This is a genomic window from Niveispirillum sp. (genome assembly GCF_017996735.1).
In the GTDB taxonomy this organism is placed as follows: domain Bacteria; phylum Pseudomonadota; class Alphaproteobacteria; order Azospirillales; family Azospirillaceae; genus Niveispirillum.
In genome coordinates this window covers 55,265-70,873 of the sequence record NZ_JAGOGJ010000021.1, presented here as the reverse complement: position 1 = coordinate 70,873, position 15,609 = coordinate 55,265, and the positions used below count along the sequence as shown (strand labels likewise).

Sequence of the window (15,609 nt, the reverse complement as noted above, 5' to 3'; positions counted from 1 at the left end):
CTCAATACTGGAAGGAGCAGGCAAAACGGAACCTATGAGCCGCATAGCCAGCATCATCACGGACATGTCAACCACGTCAAGATGGCCGTAAACTCATGTCCCTACCCCAAACCGCTACGGATAAATGGAAATTAATGCAGATCTTATGGCTACGGAGAAGTAAATTTTATTCCATATTACTCAAAGGTTTATACGGCGTCCCTGACAGGCGCTCTCATATCCGGCATCGATCAATTCCATGACCGTGATGGCTTCCTGGGCCGTCACCGGGTTGGGACCGCTTCCGATAATGGCGGCGTGGATGGCGGCGTAGTAATGACGGTAATCACCGGCAATGCCGGGCACGGTTTCCGCGCGGCCTTCGCCTTCAATCAAACGGGTCAGATTTCCCGGCGCGCCATCCTTGCCCCAGCTTTCGCAGCCGGGTGTCAGGCCCGCCTTCAGCATGTCCTCCTGACTGTCCAGCCCATGCTTCAAATAGCTGCCACCATCTCCATGAACCGCGAAACGCAGGCCATTATCCAGAATCAGGGTTGATCCGTGAAGGATCGTCCGCAGCCCGGTATCGTAAGACAGGATCGCATGGAAATAATCCGGGGCGCCGTTTCCCGGCCGTTGGGTGCCGATATCTGCGAAGATCGAGGCGGGCCGACCGAACAGGCATAATGCCTGATCAATCAGGTGCGGCCCCAGATCATGCCAGAGGCCGGCGCCGGGAACATCGGCCCGTTCGCGCCAACGGTCGCGCGGCACGGGTCGGAACCGGTCGAAATGGCTTTCAAACTGTGTCACCCGCCCCAGCGCATCTTGCCGGATCAAATCGGACAAGGTGAGAAAATCCGCATCCCAACGCCGATTATGGAAAATTGACAAGAGCCGGCCGGACTGTTTCTCCAGGATGGCCAGTTCCCGCGCCTCTGCCAGCGTCACCGTAAACGGCTTGTCCACCACGACATGTTTGCCGGCAGACAGCGCACGGCGGGCCATGTCGGCATGGGTGTCATTGGGCGTGGCGATAACGATCAGGTCGATGGCAGGATGGGCCAACACCCCTTCCAGATCCGGCAGAACAGCGACATCGGGCCACGAACCGCGCACCTTTTCCGGATGACCGGACACGATGGCGGTCAATTCCAGGCCGGGCGTCGCCGCGATCAGGGGGGCATGAAAGGTCTGTCCGGCATAACCGAACCCGACCAGGGCCGTGCGCACCAATGCCATGGTTTTTTCCTTGTAAATCCGATGCTTGAACGACCCCGCGAAGGTGCCCCGTTCAATCCCCCTGCCCGCCCGGTATCAGGATCATGCCATCATATCCCGGTTCAACGCCAGATGGCAGCATGGCGCGCAGCGAGGCATAATCCATCGACTGGTTCATATGGGTCAGGATGGTCCGGCGCGGTTTCAGCCGTTCGATCCAGCCGCGCGTGATATCCCAATGTGCGTGTACCGGATGCGGCGGTTCGATGCGCACACAATCCACGATCCAGGTATCCACCCCCGCCAGAATATCGAATGCCTCGTCCGACAGCCGAACCACATCGGTGGAATAACCGAAGGGGCCGAAGCGGAACCCTAAGCTTTCCGAATAGCCATGATCCTGCACAAACGGCAAAATCTCAATGGAACCAATGGTCAAAGGTCCATTGATGATGTTGGGGATCAGCACCGGCCGGGGGAAATGCGGCGGCTTCACCTCGGCGGCTTCGAAACAATAATCGAAGCGGCGGGTCAGGATGCCCATGGTGGTTGCATCGCCATAAAGCTGGACCGGCGCGTGCTGCAGCCAGTTCACGGCCCGCAGATCATCGATGCCATGGGCATGGTCGGCGTGGGCATGGGTGTAGACTACCCCGTCCAGCCGCTTCACATCGGCATCGTTCAACTGCTCCCGCATGTCCGGGCCGGTATCGACCAGGATGGTCGTATCCCGGTTCTGGACCAGGATGGAGGGCCGGCGCCTGCGGTTGCGGGGCTCCGCCGGATCGGCATGGCCCCAGACATTGCCGACCAGCGGCACCCCGCCCGATCCGCCGCAGCCCAGGATGGTGATGCGCAGATCATCCATCGCGGACACTTAGACCGCCTTCACGGCCGATGCCGGCACCTTGCTGAAAAGGCGCAGGAAATTGGCGGTGGAGACATCGCCCATCGTGACCGCATCCACGCCCTTCACCTCGGCCAGCGTGCGGGCCGTATGGGCCACGAAGGCCGGCTCGTTGCGCTTGCCACGCATGGGCACAGGCGCCAGATAGGGGGCGTCGGTTTCCACCAGCAGTCGGTCCATCGGCACAATGGCGGCCGTATCCCGCAACTCTTCCGACTTCTTGAAGGTCAGGATGCCGGACAGAGAAATATAGAAACCGATTTCCAGTGCCTGTTCAGCCAGTTGCCGGCTGCTGCTGAAGCAGTGCAGCAGGCCGCGCAGGCGTCCCTGCCCCTCGTCCCGCAAGATACGGATCGTATCCTCATCGGCGTCGCGGGTATGAACGATGATGGGCAGGTCGGTTTCCAGACAGACGCGGATATGGCGGCGGAAGCTTTCCTGCTGCACGTCGCGCGGCGACTTGTCGTAAAAATAATCCAGCCCCGTCTCCCCAATGCCCACGACCTTGGGCTGCCGCGCCAGACGCAGCAGTTCCGCCTCGCTGCACAGCGGGAACTCTTCGGCCGCCTGATGCGGATGAACGCCCAGGGTGCAATAGACATCGTCATAATTCATGGCGATATCATGCACTTGGCCGAACCGGCTGATATGGGTGCAGATGGTCAGCATCAAACCGACGCCCGCATCGCGGGCGCGCTGGACCACGGCATCACGCTCCGGCGCGAAGTCGGGGAAATCCAGATGGCAATGGCTGTCGACCAGCATCACTTCGCCTCCTCCGGCTCGACAAAGCGCGGGAAGGCCGGAGCCGGAGGCGGCAATATCGTGCCGGGCGTCAGCGGATTGGCGGCCAGATTGGCAAAGCCGCGCTGATCCGCCGGCACCACCAGCAGATCCAGGATGCGATTGCTGGTTTCCGGCATGAAGGGCTGGGTCATGATTGCCAACTGGCGAATGACATCAGCCAGGGTGTAGAGCACCGTGCCCAGCCGCACCGTGTCGGTCTTTGACAGGGTCCAGGGGGCCATTTCCTGGACATAGCGGTTGGCTTCGTCAACGACGTGCCAAATCGCATCCAGCGCCTTGTTAAAGGCCTGAACGTCCAGTTCGGTCCGCACGGCATCCAGCATGCCCTTGGCGGCATTCAGCAGAGCGTGATCATCATCGCTCAGCACCTCCGGTGCCGGCAACTGGCCGCCATGATACTTTTGAATCATGGAGAGAACGCGTTGGCACAAGTTACCGTAACCATTGGCCAAATCGACATTGATCCGCTGGGCCATGGCGCGTTTGGAAAAGTCGCCGTCATTGCCGAACGGGATTTCCCGCATCAGGAAATAGCGGGTCTGGTCCAGACCATAGGTCTCGATCAGGTCGGCGGGCTTCACCACATTGCCCAGCGACTTGGACATCTTCTCGCCCTCGACCGTCCACCAGCCATGGGCAAACACGCGGCGAGGCAGCGGCAGCTTGGCGGCCATCAGGAAGGCCGGCCAATAGACGGTGTGGAAGCGCAGAATGTCCTTGCCCACCATGTGCAGGTCGGCCGGCCAGTATTTCGCGAAATCGCCGGTCGTATCGGGATAGCCGACGGCGGTGATGTAATTGGCCAGGGCATCCAGCCAGACATACATCACGTGCTTTTCATCGCCCGGAACCTTGATGCCCCAGTCGAAGGTGGTGCGGCTGATCGACAGATCGCGCAACGACCCCTTCACAAAGCTGATCACTTCCGACCGCTTGCCCGACGGCATGATGAATTGCGGCTGCTCTTCGTACAGCTTCAGCAGCGGTTCCGCATAGGCGGACAGGCGAAAGAAGTAGCTGGGTTCCTCGACCCATTCCACGGGAGCACCGGTGGGCGCGAAACGCTTGCCGTCGCGTACCGACAGCTCGTCTTCGTTGTAATAGGCCTCGTCACGGACGGAGTACCAGCCGCTATAGCTGCCCAGGTACACATCACCGCTTTCCAGCAGCCGTTCCCAGAGGAACTGCACCGCCTTGATATGACGGGCTTCGGTGGTACGGATGAAATCGTCATTGCTGACATTAAGAAGCTTGGCCAAGTCTCTGAAATTCTGGGAGTTCTTGTCCGCAAGCTCTTGCGGGGTGGTACCGAACGCCTCGGCCGACTTCTGGACCTTCTGGCCATGTTCGTCGGTGCCGGTCAGGAACTTGACGTCGAAACCATCCAGCCGCTTGAAGCGGGCCATCACGTCGCAGGCGATCGTCGTGTAGGCGTGGCCGACATGCGGCGCATCGTTCACGTAATAGATCGGCGTGGTGATGTAGTAAGGCGTGCGCCCGGACATGGGACTTCTCCGCGAGCGATAGGACGGGGTTCAGCCGGCAGCGGCAGCTTCGATCCGCGACAGCACCGACATCAGGGTCTGGCGCCGGTCGAGATTGGCGGATTCCGCCTTGGCGAACATATGGTTCGTGTTCTCCCACACCTCCACCCACCGATCAAGGTTACCCGACCGTTGGCTCCCCTGCATCAGGCGATGGACAAGGGCGGCCTCGCCGGGAACCACTTCCGGCGGGATGGTGCCACGGGCCCCGGCGCGCGCCACACGGCCCAGCCACCAGCCGATCAACTCAGTGACCGCGACCCAGTTCGCTTCCTCATTGCCGCCGCGCAAGACCGCATCGATAAAGGCATAGGCTTCGAGGATGTCCAGGCGCGGCAGGCTGTCGAACACACCCAGCATGGCCTTGTAGAGGGTCAGTCCGCCGGCCCCATGCAGTTCCATGGCGCGGCCGATGCTGCCCTCCGACAGGCGGGACAGCGCCGTGCGCTCCGCATCGTCCAGGTCGGGCAGGTAACGGAACAGCAGTGCCTTGACCTGCGCCTCGCTCAACGGTTCCAGCGGCAGCTTGCGGGTGCGCGACCGGATGGTCGGCAACATGGCGCCGACATTATCGGCCACCAGCAAAATCAAGGCCTTGGAGGGTGGTTCTTCAAGGATTTTCAGAATGGCGTTCTGGCCGCTGGTGTTCAACTGGTCGGCACCGTCGACAATGACCACGCGCCAGCCGCCCTCTGCCGAGGTCAGGCGCAAGAAGGGGGCGATCTTGCGGATTTCATCGACGGGCAGGTCGCGCTTGAACCGCTTGCGCTTTTCATCCCAGGTGCGCTGGACCGTCAGCAGGTCGGCATGACCACCGGCAGCGATGCGGTGACAGACGGCGCTGTCGGGATCGACAAGCAGGCTGGTCGGGTGAGGCGGCGGGCCGAAAAGGCCCGTGTCCTGCTCCCCGGGCAGCCCCTTGGTCAGGACAAAGCGCGCCATGCGGAAAGCCAGCGTCGCCTTGCCGATCCCCGGCGGGCCGCCGATCAGCCAAGCATGATGCATGCGTCCGGAATTCCAGCTATCCAGCAGCAGTTTCTGTGCGGCCGCATGGCCTTCCAGATGGGTATTGCGACGCGGATGGAACGCGTCGGCCGCATCATGCGGCTGGCCACTCACAGTGCCACCCCCAACCGGTCGGCGATCACGGCACGAATGGCGGCCTGTATGGCGTCGATCCCGGCGGACGCGTCGACAATGGCACAGCGGAAAGGTTCTGCCTTCGCAATGGCTTGATACCCTTCCCTCAACCTTTCATGAAACGTGGCCTGCATCCGTTCATACCGGTCTTCCCCCCCGCGCCGGGCGGCGGCACGGGCCAGCCCCTGGGCGGGATCGATGTCCAGGATCAGGGTCAGGTCGGGCCTGGTGTCCCCAATGGCGATATCGCGCAGGGTGGTCAGAACCTCATGGTCCAGCCCATGGCCGTATCCCTGATAGGCCATGGTGCTGTCGGCGAACCGGTCGCACAGGACCCACCGGCCAGCGTCGAGCGCCGGGCGGATGCTGCGCATCACATGGTCGTGGCGGGCCGCCGACAACAGCATGGCTTCGCTGACCGGTAGCCAGCGTCCCGGCTCGCCATTGACCAGCAGGTCGCGTACCGCCTCCGCGCCCGCTGACCCGCCCGGTTCGCGGGTGGTCACCACATCGATGCCTGCTGCGCGCAGGGCATCGGCCAGCAGGCGGATCTGGGTGGATTTGCCAGCCCCTTCCCCGCCCTCCAGTGTGATGAAGCGCCCGCGCGCCACGGCCGCGCCCGTCACTGGGCCGGGGTGGCGGCAGGGGCTGCCGCCGGTTCACCGGACCCACCGCCGAAGAAGTGCGACAGGGCCGCGCCCATACGGCCGAACAGACCCAGTTGTTCCACATCCGCACCGGCCAGCAGCGGCAGTTCAAGCGTCTCCAGCCCCGGTGCCGCAATGGTCAGGGTCCCCAGCCGGGTCCCCTTCTTAACAGGAGCCGGGACCGGCGCATCTGCCTTGAGGCTGACCTTCATCTTCTGCTTCTGGTCGTGGGTCAGGGTGATCTTCACCTGATCCTGGACGACGGCCGGCACGGTGGGTGTCACGCCCAGCCAGACCGGCAGGCTGTCCACCGTCTCCCCGGCCTTGAACAGGGTGAAATTGTCGAATTCGCGCCAGCCCCATTCCAGGATGCGGGCGCTTTCATCGGCGCGGGCCTGCATGTTGGGCAGACCGTTGACCACCAGCACCAGGCGACGCCCGTCACGTTCGCCCGACGCGATCAGGCCATAACCGGCGGCTTCGGTATGGCCGGTCTTGATACCGTCCACCCCCATGTTCCGGTACAGCAGCGGATTGCGGTTGCCCTGCTTGATGCCGTGATAGGTATATTCCAGTTCCGAATAATAATGGTAATGGTCCGGGAAATCCCGGATCAGATGGCGGGCCAGGACCGACAGGTCGCGTGCCGTGGAATAATGGTTCGGGTCGGGCATACCCGATGCATTCATCAGGTTTGTATTGGACATGCCCAGTTCCTTCATCCGCTTGGTCATGGCGGCGGCGAAGGCTTCTTCGGTTCCCGACATGCCCTCGGCCAGAACCACGCAGGCATCGTTGCCCGACTGGATCACCATGCCGCGGACCAGATCCTCGACCTTGATGTTGTTGCCCAGCTCAACAAACATCTTGGAGCCCTGCACCTTCCAGGCGCGTTCCGACACGGGCAACGTGTCGTCCAGCGAGATGCGGCCTTCCTTCACGCGCTCGAACAGCATGTAGGCCGTGGCCACCTTCGACATGGACGATGTCGGCATGCGTTCGTCGGCGTTCTTTTCGAACAGCACCGTATTGGTTTCGGCATCGACCAGGATGGCTTCCCTGGCAATGGTGTCCAGATCGGCCGCCATCACCGGCAGCGCCGACACCGTGAACAGGAGGGCCGTGGCGATGCTGCGGGCGGCACCCTTCATCCGATGTGCGATCCGAATATCCATCTCTTTCATCAACCCTTCACAACAGGAACAGGTGGGGGCGATGCCCCCGGGCGACAGTGGGACGGGCAAGGCGGACATGTCCAGCCCCGCGCGCCACCGCGACATTCTGGATCATCATGGAACAGTGGAACGGCCCCTGTTGCGCAGGGGGTGGTGTTCCTCAGTCGACGATGATCTTTGCCTCCGACGTGCCGGCCTGCAGCACCTGGGCCAGGACCTCGTCGGCACGCTCGACCTGATCGAACGGGCCGACACGCACGCGGAAATATTGCTGACCATTGACCATGGCGTTCGACAGGTTGGTCGGCGCGATGGAATTCAGCTTGGCCCGCAGACGGTTCGCATTGTCGTAATTGGCGAAGGCGCCCGCCTGGATATAGATCTTGCCCGGCTTGGCCGGCAATGCCCGCTGCTCCACCACGGGGGCGGGCAGGAAGCGGCCATCCTCCGTCGTCGTGCCGGCCACGGTGGTGGGGGCGGCAATGGTGCGCGGCGGTGTGGGCGCGGTCTGCGCCACCTTGGGCGGAATGGCGCTGCCGGGGGCGGCCTTGGAACCGGCGGTCGGCGGAAGGGGGGTGGCCTCCACCGTCACGCTGGGGCGCGGGGCCGCCTGCGGGACGGGGCCGCCATCGGGAGAGACGCCGGCCACCTGGCTGGCGGCATTCATGGCGGCGGCGGCGATGGCGCGGCTTTCCTCGGCCATCACCTCGACCCGCACCTTGGCCGTGCCCTTCTGGTCAAAGCCCAGAAGCTGCGCCCCACGGCGCGACATATCGATGATGCGGCCCGACACGAAGGGCCCGCGATCATTGATGCGCACCACGATGGAGCGGCCGTTTTCCAGGTTGGTCACCCGCACCAGACTGGGCATGGGCAGGGTCTGGTGCGCGGCCGTCAGTTCATTCTCATTATAAAGCTCGCCATTGGCGGTCAGCTTTGTATGGAAGCCGGGACCGTACCAACTGGCGATGCCAGTCTCGTTATAACCGTAATCGACGCGCGGGTAATACCAGACACCGTCGATCTGATAGGGGGTGCCCACCTTGTAGCTGCCGCCCGGTGTGGGCTTGGGCTCCGGCGCGGCGGGGGCGACGGCGGCGGGCTTTGGTGCCGGGGGCGCGGCACACCCGGCCAGCCCCGCGATGGAGATGCCCATGACCGCCAGTCTTACAAGATTTGCCCGCGCCATACTTCCCTACCCCAACCGATTGTGGCCGCAGCCTACATCAACTCATTTGCCGGAGCCAATATGGTCGGCGAGAATTCCGACCGCAGTTGCGAAATAGGTGGACCGGTTCCAGTCCATGATGGTGCGATAATTGCCATAGACGAGGAAAGCCTTGCCCTTGGGGCCGTCCGGCTGCACCAGCCACGCCTCCATATTGGCCTTGGGCAGGGGTTTGCCGTCGGCGGAACGCAGCCCGCGCCGCGCCCAGGCGGACAAGGGCTGCGCCTGCTTGTCCATGCCGGACCACGCGGCCGAATCAGCGCCTTTGGGCAGGCGTACCGCCCGGCCCCAGGTCTGATCGGTTTTCCAGCCGACAGTGGCCAGGTAATTGGCGGTCGAGGCAAAGACATCGGCATGCGTGGTCCAGATGTCCCGCTTGCCGTCGCCATCGCCATCCTGGGCAAATTTGAAAAAGCTGGAGGGCATGAACTGGCACTGTCCCATGGCACCCGCCCAGGACCCCAGCATGCGGTCAGGGGCGATATGCCCCTCATCCAGGATGCGCAGCGCCTTCAGCAATTCGCCGCGAAAGAAAGCGCTGCGGCGGCCGTCATAGGCCAGCGTGGCCAGGGCATCGACAACCTTGAACCCGCCCATATTGCCGCCGAAATCCGTTTCCATGCCCCACAACGCCACGATGAAGCGGGCGGGAACCCCGTATTTTTTTGACATCTGCGTCAGCAGCGCCTTGTGCGTCACCATCCGCTCCCGCGCTTTCTTGATGCGGGCCTTGGTGACGGTGCGGGACAGATAGGTGTCGAAGGTGACGGTGCGTTCCGGCTGCTTGCCGTCAAGTTCCAGGATGCGGGGGATCGGGGCGATGCCGGTCAAGGCCAGGTCCACGGTGGCCGGGCGCAGCCCCTCGCGCAGGGCTTCCGCCTTCAGATCGCCCAGCCATTGCTGAAAATCGGGCGCCGCCGCCGCGCCAGGCACCACCAGTGCCATCGCGACCAGACAGACGGACGCGATATAGCGAAAGCGGCTGCTTACCGTCGCTCCCATCATCCTCGATACCTTCATCATTCCGGCCAGTCAGGGGGTTGTGTCACGCTCATCCGCGCAGGGCAAGCCTTCCGCCGCCGGGTCCCTTTCCAACATGGTGGTCAGGGGTGACCAACGGAAGCCTTCAATCACGGCGCCGGAAACAAGGCATCAATACGGTCTGCCATCCGATAGGCAATCAGTCCGCGCCATTCATGGGCCGCCGTTTCGAGACGTTCCAGATTATCGGAAAGGTTAAGGCCGAAGCGCCACCGCTCCGAACGGTTTGCATTGAACCCGACCGGATAGGCGATGAAGGCCGCTTCGGGTATGGCTTTGCGGAACACGCCCATGGACCGGGGCATATGGGCGGCCGACGTCACCAGCAGCCAGCGCCCGCCCGTGGCAGCGATCAGCGGGCGGATGTTCACGGCATTCTCCCAGGTGTTGCGGGATTGGTCCTCGGTCCGCACCCGGGCCAGTTCCACCCCCCACTCAGCCAGCAGGGCCAAGGCGAAGGGTGCTTCCTTCTCCTCCTGCCGGCGGGGGTCACCGCTACCGCCGGTAAATATCACGGGGACCGTGGGGAACCGGCGCATCAGTCCGGGCAGGACCGTCAATCTTTCCGCATCGCGGTTCAGTTGGGGCGCCACGTGCTCCGTCGACCCTACGGGCATCACGGCCCCGCCCAGGACGATGATGCCGTCAATCCGTTCCATGGAGGCCGGGTCCGGCATGGGAAAACGCTGTTCCAGGGGCAGCAGGGCCCAGGTGCCGACCGGGGTGGCGGCGATCAGGGCAAAGCCGGTTGTTGCCGACAGCACAAGCCAGCGACCGGCCGGCCGGCGGCGCCACATCAACCCCAGCCCCCCCAGCAACAGGAGCAGCAGCACGTTCCCCGGCGATGTCACAGCGGCCAGTAATTTGCCCAGGCCGAATCCCATGGCGCCAAGCCCCTCTCGAAAACCGCGGAAACGGCCGAAGAAATCATACGCCTGTCCCCTCCCGCACACAGTGGCAGAAAATGGGGTGGCGCTCCATTGATGCGTTCCATCAAGCATGCGGATGTGCAATGATATTGCTTGAACAGACATGCTACGGGGATGTGGGCGGCATCGAACCAGCATGACATGCGCCAAGTTTCGGAACTGACCGGGGAAACCAGGATGTCCTGGCCGGCCGTGGAATGGGGTGAAATGATCCTTTCAACAATACTTTTCCCCACCGACCTTTCATCGACCTGATCCGGGACCACGGAACATAGCCGTCGTGACCTTGTCCAATACATTGACCCCGCAAGCGGCTGCCGCAGCCGATTATATCCCCCGGGATGCCGTCACTGGCGTGTGGGAGATGCGGCCCTTCGTTACCCGGGTCAATGAGATCATGGCCCGGCATGAAGGCAATATGATTGCCGGTCTGCTGGTGGTCGAATTTGACCGCCTGCCACAGCTTTTCCGCGTGCATGGACAGGACGCGCTGGACCAGGCCATGGCGACGCTGGTGAAGCGTCTGGTGCCGGCTTGCGGAACCAACGACCTGATCTGTCGATTCGCCCAGACACAGTTCGCCATTTTCCTGCCCGGTCTGGATCATGCCGGCAAGGCGCTGTTCGCGGCCTCGGCCATCGCCAATTCCATGGGCGAGCCCTTGATCATCGAAGGCCAGCAATTATTCGTATCGGCCAAGATTGGCGTGGCCGTGTCGCCCAACGACGCGACCGACGGGGCCGCCCTGATCCGTAATGCCTGTGTGGCCCTGGAACAGGCGGTTAAATCGGGCACCGCCAATTACCTGCATTTCACCCGGTCCATGCGTGACGATCTGAAGGAACGCCTGGACCTGGAGGATGAGTTGCGGGCCGCCATCCGCGACAACCAGCTTGTCCTGCATTATCAGCCGAAAGTCGCCATAAAGGGTGGTGAGCCGGTGGGTGGTGAGGCGCTGCTGCGCTGGCGCCACCCCAAACGGGGCATGGTGCCGCCCGGCGTGTTCATTCCGACGGCAGAGGAAACGGGCCTGATCGTTCCCATTGGCGAATGGGTTCTGCGCAATGCGATCAAACAGATCCGCGAATGGCTGGATGCCGGGTATCCGCCCATACAGATCGCCGTCAACGTCTCGGAACGACAGTTCCGCTGGGGCCATCTGCCGGCGCTGATCGATGTGCTGCTGGCGGAAAGCGGCATCCCGCCACATCTGTTGCAGTTGGAGATCACGGAGACCATCCTGCCGGACGATCTGGAAGGCGCGTTGCAGCAGATGCGCTGGATCGCGGACCGGGGCGTGGCCCTGGCGCTGGACGATTTCGGCACCGGTTATTCGTCCCTCTCCTACCTGCGTGAACTGCCGCTGGATTGTTTGAAGGTGGATCGCAAGTTCGTGATGGACATGGAACGCGACCAGAGTACCCGCCACATTGTGGAGGCCATTGTGGCCATGGCGCAGGCCATGGACCTGAAGGTCGTGGCCGAAGGCATTGAAACCCCGGCCCAATGGGAAATCCTGAAACGCCTGGGCGTGGAAGAGGGACAGGGTTACCTGTTCGCCCGCCCGATGCCGGCGGACGGCTTCGCCGAATTCATCCGCCACGCCATACAGCCGGTGTGATGCCGGGGCCACCCGAGCTTTTACCCCCCCGGTTCAGGCCTTCTTTTCCCACCCGCCGCGTTCATTCTGCTGCCAGTAGGTGAGATCGTCGCCGCCGGCCTTTGCCGCGCGCCAGCGGACGCGGGCGGCAGATACCGCCTCCGGATCATTGCCGTCGAACAGGTCGCAGATCAGATCCGCACCCGTCAGGCCCTGCCCGTCCGCACCGTCGGTCAGGAACAGGACATTGGCATTGTTGGGCGGTCGGTCGGGTATGCCGTCCGCCACAGGATGGATCAGGATGGGCTGATGTTCGGCATGCCCATCCTTGGCCGTGCCATGGGGCAGGAAGCTGTCGGGGCGGAACGTCCACAGGTGCTGATTCAATGCTTCCGCCCGTTCCGGGCTTCCCGTCAGCACCAGGACCCGCCAGCCCCGTTCCAGCGACTTCTCCAACAGACCGGGAAGCGTCTGTTCCAGCGTCCTGCGCGTCAGGTGATAGAAACGCCGCTCTGCCATTGCCCGGTGCCCTTGCCTGCCACTTGCTGACTTCGCTTTAGCATAAAAGCTGTCCGTGAACAGCTTGGGTAGGCCATGGCAGAGGCGGCATCATCATCCCAGCGACGCGTTCAAACGGACCTCGGCATTCAGCACCTTGGAAACCGGGCACATGGCCTTGGCCTGGGCCGCGATCTCCTGGAACTTGTCGGCAGTGATACCGGGCACCTTGGCCACCAGGGTCAGTTCGACTACGGCGATCTTCCAGCCGCCACCTTCGCTTTCCATGATCAGCACGGCGCCGGTCTTCAATTCGTCGGGCGGAAAATTGGCCGCCGTCAGCAGGAAGGACAATTGCATGGAAAAACAGCCGGCATGGGCGGCGGCGATCAGTTCCTCCGGGTTGGTCCCCTTGCCGTCGCCGAACCGCGCCACGAAGCTGTAGGGCACATTGGCCAGCGTGGCGCTCTGTGTCGACAGGGTGCCGCTACCATCCTTGCCGGTGCCGTGCCAGACGGCATTGGCGGTACGCTTGATCTGGGCCATATCCGCTTCTCCACGCGAAAGGTTGTGACGGGGAAGCGTAACACCGCTTGATGACGGGACGCAGGGGGCAAGCGGCTAATTTTGTGGAATTTAACCGGACTCACCGCCGCCGCTTGGTGTTCTTGCCCCCAAACTCGATGCCGCCAACCTCCAGCCCGCCATCCTTGGTCTTGGCGGCGCCCTTGGTCCGCCCCCCTTTTTCCGGCTTGCTGCTGTTGCGGGGCTTTTCCCCCTGGGCCGATGCGCGGATGGGGCTGGCACCCGGGGCCAATCCCAGATCGATGGCTTCCAGCCGGCGGATTTCGTCGCGGATGCGGCCCGCTTCCTCGAACTCCAGGTCTGCAGCGGCTGCACGCATTTTCTTTTCCAACTCGGCGATGATGGTCTTGATGTCCTTGCCGGCCAGACCGATGCCTTCGGCTGCACCCGTATCCACCTCCACCCGGTCGCCGCGCTCATAGACGCTGCCCAGGATGTCGGAGATGTTCTTCTTCACCGATTCCGGGGTGATGCCGTGGGCGGCATTATATTCCAACTGCTTGGCGCGGCGGCGCGCCGTCTCCTCCAGTGCCGCCTTCATGCTGTTGGTTTCGCGGTCGGCATAAAGGATGGCGCGGCCTTCCACGTTACGGGCCGCACGGCCGATGGTCTGGATCAGGCTGGTGCGGCTGCGCAGATAGCCCTCCTTGTCGGCATCCAGAATGGCGACAAGGCCGCATTCGGGGATGTCCAACCCTTCGCGCAGCAGGTTGATGCCGATCAGCACATCAAAGACGCCCAGGCGCAGATCACGGATAATCTCAATACGTTCAAGGGTTTCGACGTCAGAGTGAATGTAGCGGACCTTGATGCCCGCCTCCATCATGTATTCCGTCAGCGCCTCCGCCATCTTCTTGGTCAGGGTCGTGACCAGCACGCGCAGGCCCTTGGCCGTGACCTCCCGCACCTCCGCCATCACATCATCCACCTGGGTATCGGTGGGACGGATGATTACCTGCGGATCGACCAGACCCGTGGGGCGAACCACCTGTTCGGTGAAGACGCCGCCCGTCCGTTCCAGTTCCCAATCGCCGGGCGTGGCGGAGACAAAGACGGTCTGCGGACGCATGGCGTCCCATTCCTCGAACTTCAGCGGGCGGTTATCGGCGCAGGATGGCAGCCGGAAACCATAATCGGCCAGGACCGATTTACGCACGAAGTCACCCCGGTACATGCCGCCCACCTGCGGCACCATCACGTGGCTTTCATCCACGATCAGCAACGCATCCTCGGGCAGATATTCGAACAGGGTCGGCGGCGGTTCCCCCGGATTGCGGCCCGACAGGTAGCGGGAATAGTTTTCGATGCCGGCACAGGAACCCGTGGCCACCATCATCTCGATATCGAAGGTGGTGCGCTGTTCCAGGCGCTGAGCCTCCAGCAATTTTCCTTGTGGAACAAGCTCATCCAGCCGTAACTTGAGATCTCGCTTGATCTGTTCCACCGCCTGGAACAGGGTCGGCTTCGGGGTGACATAGTGGCTGTTGGCATAGATGCGCACCTCCTTCATGGAGGCCAGCTTTTCGCCGGTCAGCGGGTCGATCTCATTGATCGCCTCCAACTCATCCCCGAACAGCGACAGGCGCCAGGCGCGGTCCTCCAGGTGGGCGGGGAACAGTTCGATCGTATCGCCGCGCACACGGAAGGAACCACGGCCGAAACCGGCATCGTTGCGGCGATACTGAAGCTCAACCAATCTCTGAAGAAAGGCTTGCCGCTGCAGCATCTGCCCGACCTTCAGCGGGATCGTCATCTCCGAATAGGTTTCGACCGAGCCGATACCATAGATGCAGGAAACCGACGCCACGATGATGCAATCCTGCCGCTCCAGCAGGGCGCGGGTGGCGGCGTGGCGCATCCGGTCGATCTGTTCGTTGATCGAGCTTTCCTTCTCGATATAGGTGTCGGTCCGGGGCACATAGGCCTCGGGCTGATAATAATCGTAGTAGGAAACAAAATACTCTACGGCATTGTTTGGAAAGAAACTTTTCATCTCGCCATAGAGCTGTGCCGCCAGCGTCTTGTTGGGCGCCAGGATCAGGGTCGGGCGCTGCACCCGCTGGATCACATGCGCCATGGTGAAGGTCTTGCCAGAGCCGGTGACGCCCAGCAGGACCTGATCCTTCTCCCCCCGGACCAACCCGTCGGTCAGTTCCACAATGGCGCGCGGCTGGTCGCCGGCCGGTGTGTATTCCGACACGACGGTCAGGGGCTCAATAAAGGGCCGTTCCTCCACCTTCACGCGCCAGGGCATGGCGGGTTCAGGGGCGGACAGGGCGGCGGCAGGGGCGGCGGTCTGGGTCATGAC

General features: G+C 62.7%; 14 protein-coding genes. 1 reads left to right on the top strand and 13 read right to left on the bottom strand.

Annotated features, from left to right (window positions below):
* Positions 1-180: 180 nt before the first annotated feature.
* From KBA48_RS09745 to KBA48_RS09700, 10 genes are all read right to left on the bottom strand, one after another.
* Positions 181-1,221 carry an oxidoreductase gene (locus KBA48_RS09745; protein WP_292905663.1) on the bottom strand — a complete coding sequence of 347 codons (1,041 nt, stop codon included), beginning with the start codon at positions 1,219-1,221 and terminating at the stop codon, positions 181-183.
* Positions 1,222-1,273: 52 nt separating this feature from the next.
* Positions 1,274-2,068 (bottom strand): MBL fold metallo-hydrolase, encoded by a 795-nt coding sequence (locus KBA48_RS09740; RefSeq protein ID WP_292905675.1) that lies wholly within the window; start codon positions 2,066-2,068, stop codon positions 1,274-1,276.
* A 9-nt stretch (positions 2,069-2,077) separates the two neighbouring features.
* The gene (locus KBA48_RS09735; protein WP_292905661.1) at positions 2,078-2,872 is read right to left on the bottom strand and encodes a TatD family hydrolase; all 795 of its coding nucleotides are present in this window, start codon (positions 2,870-2,872) and stop codon (positions 2,078-2,080) included.
* Positions 2,872-4,419 carry a methionine--tRNA ligase gene (metG, locus tag KBA48_RS09730; protein WP_292905659.1) on the bottom strand — a complete coding sequence of 516 codons (1,548 nt, stop codon included), beginning with the start codon at positions 4,417-4,419 and terminating at the stop codon, positions 2,872-2,874. Before metG ends, KBA48_RS09735 begins: the two co-directional genes overlap by 1 nt.
* A gap of 30 nt (positions 4,420-4,449) precedes the next feature.
* A complete protein-coding gene (locus KBA48_RS09725; RefSeq protein ID WP_292905657.1) occupies positions 4,450-5,577 on the bottom strand; it encodes a DNA polymerase III subunit delta' in 1,128 nt (375 codons plus the stop codon).
* Positions 5,574-6,209 carry a dTMP kinase gene (tmk, locus tag KBA48_RS09720; protein ID WP_292905655.1) on the bottom strand — a complete coding sequence of 212 codons (636 nt, stop codon included), beginning with the start codon at positions 6,207-6,209 and terminating at the stop codon, positions 5,574-5,576. The genes KBA48_RS09725 and tmk overlap by 4 nt, the downstream gene beginning before the upstream one ends.
* Before the next feature lie 11 nt (positions 6,210-6,220).
* Positions 6,221-7,396: a D-alanyl-D-alanine carboxypeptidase family protein gene (locus KBA48_RS09715; RefSeq protein WP_292905653.1), complete on the bottom strand. Its 1,176-nt coding sequence runs from the start codon at positions 7,394-7,396 to the stop codon at positions 6,221-6,223.
* A gap of 184 nt (positions 7,397-7,580) precedes the next feature.
* Entirely contained in the window at positions 7,581-8,576 is a 996-nt protein-coding gene (locus KBA48_RS09710) for a septal ring lytic transglycosylase RlpA family protein (RefSeq protein ID WP_292905651.1), read from the bottom strand.
* A gap of 75 nt (positions 8,577-8,651) precedes the next feature.
* Positions 8,652-9,653 carry a lytic transglycosylase domain-containing protein gene (locus KBA48_RS09705; RefSeq protein WP_292905649.1) on the bottom strand — a complete coding sequence of 334 codons (1,002 nt, stop codon included), beginning with the start codon at positions 9,651-9,653 and terminating at the stop codon, positions 8,652-8,654.
* A gap of 125 nt (positions 9,654-9,778) precedes the next feature.
* Positions 9,779-10,573: a YdcF family protein gene (locus KBA48_RS09700; protein ID WP_292905647.1), complete on the bottom strand. Its 795-nt coding sequence runs from the start codon at positions 10,571-10,573 to the stop codon at positions 9,779-9,781.
* Positions 10,574-10,898: 325 nt separating this feature from the next.
* On the opposite strand from KBA48_RS09700, the gene KBA48_RS09695 reads away from it, so the two are divergent.
* Positions 10,899-12,239, top strand: a complete 1,341-nt coding sequence (locus tag KBA48_RS09695; protein WP_292905645.1) for a bifunctional diguanylate cyclase/phosphodiesterase — start codon at positions 10,899-10,901, stop codon at positions 12,237-12,239.
* A 33-nt stretch (positions 12,240-12,272) separates the two neighbouring features.
* Here KBA48_RS09695 and KBA48_RS09690 read toward each other — a convergent pair whose 3' ends face one another.
* From KBA48_RS09690 to uvrB, 3 genes are all read right to left on the bottom strand, one after another.
* Positions 12,273-12,737 (bottom strand): DNA polymerase III subunit chi, encoded by a 465-nt coding sequence (locus tag KBA48_RS09690; protein WP_292905643.1) that lies wholly within the window; start codon positions 12,735-12,737, stop codon positions 12,273-12,275.
* A 93-nt stretch (positions 12,738-12,830) separates the two neighbouring features.
* Positions 12,831-13,262, bottom strand: a complete 432-nt coding sequence (locus KBA48_RS09685) for an OsmC family protein (RefSeq protein WP_292905641.1) — start codon at positions 13,260-13,262, stop codon at positions 12,831-12,833.
* 100 nt (positions 13,263-13,362) lie between these two features.
* Positions 13,363-15,555: an excinuclease ABC subunit UvrB gene (uvrB, locus tag KBA48_RS09680; protein ID WP_292905673.1), complete on the bottom strand. Its 2,193-nt coding sequence runs from the start codon at positions 15,553-15,555 to the stop codon at positions 13,363-13,365.
* Positions 15,556-15,609 lie beyond the last annotated feature (54 nt).

What these genes read in the sequence shown, in the direction of transcription:
- KBA48_RS09745 (WP_292905663.1), bottom strand. Translation starts at nt 1,221, where the DNA reads ATGGCATTGGTGCGCACGGCCCTGGTCGGGTTCGGTTATGCCGGACAG.
- KBA48_RS09740 (WP_292905675.1), bottom strand. Translation starts at nt 2,068, where the DNA reads ATGGATGATCTGCGCATCACCATCCTGGGCTGCGGCGGATCGGGCGGG.
- KBA48_RS09735 (WP_292905661.1), bottom strand. Translation starts at nt 2,872, where the DNA reads ATGCTGGTCGACAGCCATTGCCATCTGGATTTCCCCGACTTCGCGCCG.
- metG (WP_292905659.1), bottom strand. Translation starts at nt 4,419, where the DNA reads ATGTCCGGGCGCACGCCTTACTACATCACCACGCCGATCTATTACGTG.
- KBA48_RS09715 (WP_292905653.1), bottom strand. Translation starts at nt 7,396, where the DNA reads ATGAAGGGTGCCGCCCGCAGCATCGCCACGGCCCTCCTGTTCACGGTG.
- KBA48_RS09710 (WP_292905651.1), bottom strand. Translation starts at nt 8,576, where the DNA reads ATGGGCATCTCCATCGCGGGGCTGGCCGGGTGTGCCGCGCCCCCGGCA.
- KBA48_RS09705 (WP_292905649.1), bottom strand. Translation starts at nt 9,653, where the DNA reads ATGATGGGAGCGACGGTAAGCAGCCGCTTTCGCTATATCGCGTCCGTC.
- KBA48_RS09700 (WP_292905647.1), bottom strand. Translation starts at nt 10,573, where the DNA reads ATGGGATTCGGCCTGGGCAAATTACTGGCCGCTGTGACATCGCCGGGG.
- KBA48_RS09690 (WP_292905643.1), bottom strand. Translation starts at nt 12,737, where the DNA reads ATGGCAGAGCGGCGTTTCTATCACCTGACGCGCAGGACGCTGGAACAG.
- KBA48_RS09685 (WP_292905641.1), bottom strand. Translation starts at nt 13,262, where the DNA reads ATGGCCCAGATCAAGCGTACCGCCAATGCCGTCTGGCACGGCACCGGC.
- uvrB (WP_292905673.1), bottom strand. Translation starts at nt 15,555, where the DNA reads ATGCCCTGGCGCGTGAAGGTGGAGGAACGGCCCTTTATTGAGCCCCTG.